The organism is Salinicola socius (assembly GCF_001937195.1).
In the GTDB taxonomy this organism is placed as follows: domain Bacteria; phylum Pseudomonadota; class Gammaproteobacteria; order Pseudomonadales; family Halomonadaceae; genus Salinicola; species Salinicola socius.
In genome coordinates, this window is sequence record NZ_MSDO01000045.1 from 1 (window position 1) to 2,589 (window position 2,589).

The following is a 2,589-nucleotide window of genomic DNA, read 5'->3' on the forward strand; positions in this document are numbered from 1 at the left end:
CAGGCTGACCGCGCCGGTGGCGGCCAGCGATCCCGCGCCAGCTGTCATCATGGCGCCACTCAGGCCAGCGCCAATGCCAGGCATCATGGCCGTGGCGGCAATACTGATCGCTAGCGCCGCTCCCTGACCCAGCCCCGATTGGCTGTAGTCCCAACTGTCGTGAATCTCCTTGACCGCACGCCAGTCGACATCGCCGCGATCTTCCATCGTCTTGAGCCAAGCGAGGTCGGGGTCGGCAGTGACCATGGCGTCGATGGTCTGGCTGACCGTCTGCTGGTCGATGTGGCTAACGTCGATGTTGAGGCCGTTGGCTGCCTGGATCAGCGTCTGCCCTTGGGCGAGCAGCTCACTCTGGCGCAGCGTCTGGTCGGTCTGGCCTTTACCCTTGGCCGACTGCCACGCCCAATTGCTCTTGCTCTTATCATGAGACTCTGTGCGAGTATCCAATGCCCCGGCGAAGGTGATGCCGCCGCCGCTGGTGAGGCTGAGATTCTCGCCACTATCGAGCCTGGCGGCCTCGTAGGTCTGGTCTCCGCCGCTGACGATGGTGAGGTCACCACCGGTCTCGACGGTCGTCCCGACCGCGCGGGTGTCGGTGACTTCGTCGCGCTTCATCGATTTGCGACTGATCATCCCGCCACTCTTTTTCTTCTTGTAGTAGTAGTGGTAGTCCTCATCGTTGGCAGCTACGAGCGCTACATCGTTGCCGCCGACCAGATAGGCCTGATCGCCAGCCTTGAGACGGCTGGCCTGCGCAGTCAGGTCATTGCCCGCAATCAGGGAGAGATCGCCGCCGGCGCTGAGTTCGCTTCCCTGCTGGCGCGTATGGGTGTCGACGACATCCTTGCGGGTTCGAGAAGATCGGTAGTGATGCTCGTTATTGTGTACATCGGCCGCCGAGCGCACACGAAGATCCCGTCCTGCCAGTGCCGAAAGATCGTTTCGGGCATCGACACGGCTGGCAACGATATCGATGTCACGTCCCGCCGCCAGATGGATGTCACGTGCCGATGTCACGCGGCTGGCCTGCTGTTCGACGCTCGAGGAGCGCCGATAACCCCGGGTGAAGTCCTCTCCACGAACGTCCTGCACCGCAGCGAGGTTCAGGTCACGCCCAGCGTAGAGATCGATGTCGCCACCGCTGACGAGATCCGCACGGTTGATCAGATCTCGTCCCGCCGAGACGCTTAGCCCATCGGTCGCCGCAATCAGCCCTCCCTGCGCCGCGATCTCGGCACCCTGGGAGATATCCCCCTTCGTCATCTCGGCAGCAATAACGCCGACGACCTGGGAGGCTGCCGCCAGCAGACCGGGGTTGTCGTTGACCAGTTCGGCCAGACGATGGGTGGGTGTTGTTGACGAAGTAGCAATTTACTTTCAACTAGGCCATTTTTTAACTACTTCTAAAAACTCACCCAAGGTTTCCTTGGCTTCTTCTTTATATCTTTCATTCCATATCTTATCCCACTCCCTAGGGCTACCATCTTGTTCCCAATCTGCCAAAGCCAATGAATTTACCAACTCCATCTCGAACCAAGCTCGATGATACTGTTCTTGAAATTCTATACACATCATGTCAGCAAGAAACTCTGTTTCTGCGACAAATTTAGCAAAGCTAAAGACGCCATTCAGAGCAGTTTCAGAACTCTTTTCAATGTACTCTCTACTCATATCACCTACCATACCTAGTTGTCACAACGTCGCCCTTACTATTGACAACAACACTTATATTATTCTTAGGACTATAAAAAACAGTTGTCCCTCCCCTGCTAGGATAGGACTGTCCATTTCGAATTGTATTTTCTATTATAGAGGGCATTATTCCACGATCCTGCATTCGATCGAGAGCATGACCAGAGTATTCACGCCCAGCAATACTAGTCGGTGTATTACGAACAGGCTGGTATTCCGGATTCTTCGGCTGATTCAACTGAAGGCGCTTACTGCCTAAAGGCAATACCCCAGCCGCCATGGCAGACAACACCGATGCCTGCTCGCTATCGAGCCCATGACGGTCCTGAAGGAACTGGGCAAAGCCCCCCTGTGAGACAACGGATTCAGCCTCCATATACTGACCCAGCAACGGACCGGCATCCAGGCTGATCTGCAATGACAGTTCACTCCCACCGAGCTTATCCAACTCCTCCCTAAAGCGTTGGCTATCCTCGACCAATGGCTGATAACGGGCCGCACATCCCTGGCGATCACCAGCACAGGCTTCGATGAGTTCATCTTGCTGGTCCAGGCTGAGCTGTCGATACTTTTCCTGGACCTGATCGCAATCTCCACGCACTTCGCAGTCTTTTGCTTCCTCGACATATTTCGCTACCTGACGGTGCGTCAGGTAGTTATACGCCGTCGCGTTGCCTGCGATCTCAGCGCCCTGCGCCACGTCGCCATCCACCAGCCCCGCCGCCATCAGCCCGGTGAGCTTCGAGGCGGCAACCAGCAGTTGCGGGTCGTTGGCGACCAGCGTATCCAGTTGCTTGACCAGCGCTTCGTTGGCGCCCGCCGCCGCCGCGCCGGTGCTGAAGTCGCCGCCGGTGGCTTCCGCCGCCAGGCCGCCGGCCAGGGCGTGCAGAGCGATCT

3 protein-coding genes are annotated in these 2,589 nt (G+C 57.6%); all 3 read right to left on the minus strand.

Annotated features, from left to right (window positions below; genetic code table 11):
• Positions 1-1,371, minus strand: a 1,371-nt coding sequence (locus BTW07_RS19730; protein WP_482822366.1) for a hemagglutinin repeat-containing protein, incomplete at its 3' end; no start/stop codon positions are given.
• A 6-nt stretch (positions 1,372-1,377) separates the two neighbouring features.
• Entirely contained in the window at positions 1,378-1,671 is a 294-nt protein-coding gene (locus BTW07_RS18515) for a hypothetical protein (protein ID WP_075571638.1), read from the minus strand.
• Between the two features lies 1 nt (position 1,672).
• Positions 1,673-2,589: DUF4258 domain-containing protein (locus BTW07_RS18520; RefSeq protein WP_144076985.1), on the minus strand; the 917-nt coding region annotated here is incomplete at its 5' end.

Coding starts and splice junctions, on each gene's coding strand:
- BTW07_RS18515 (WP_075571638.1), bottom strand. CDS start 1,671: ATGAGTAGAGAGTACATTGAAAAGAGTTCTGAAACTGCTCTGAATGGC.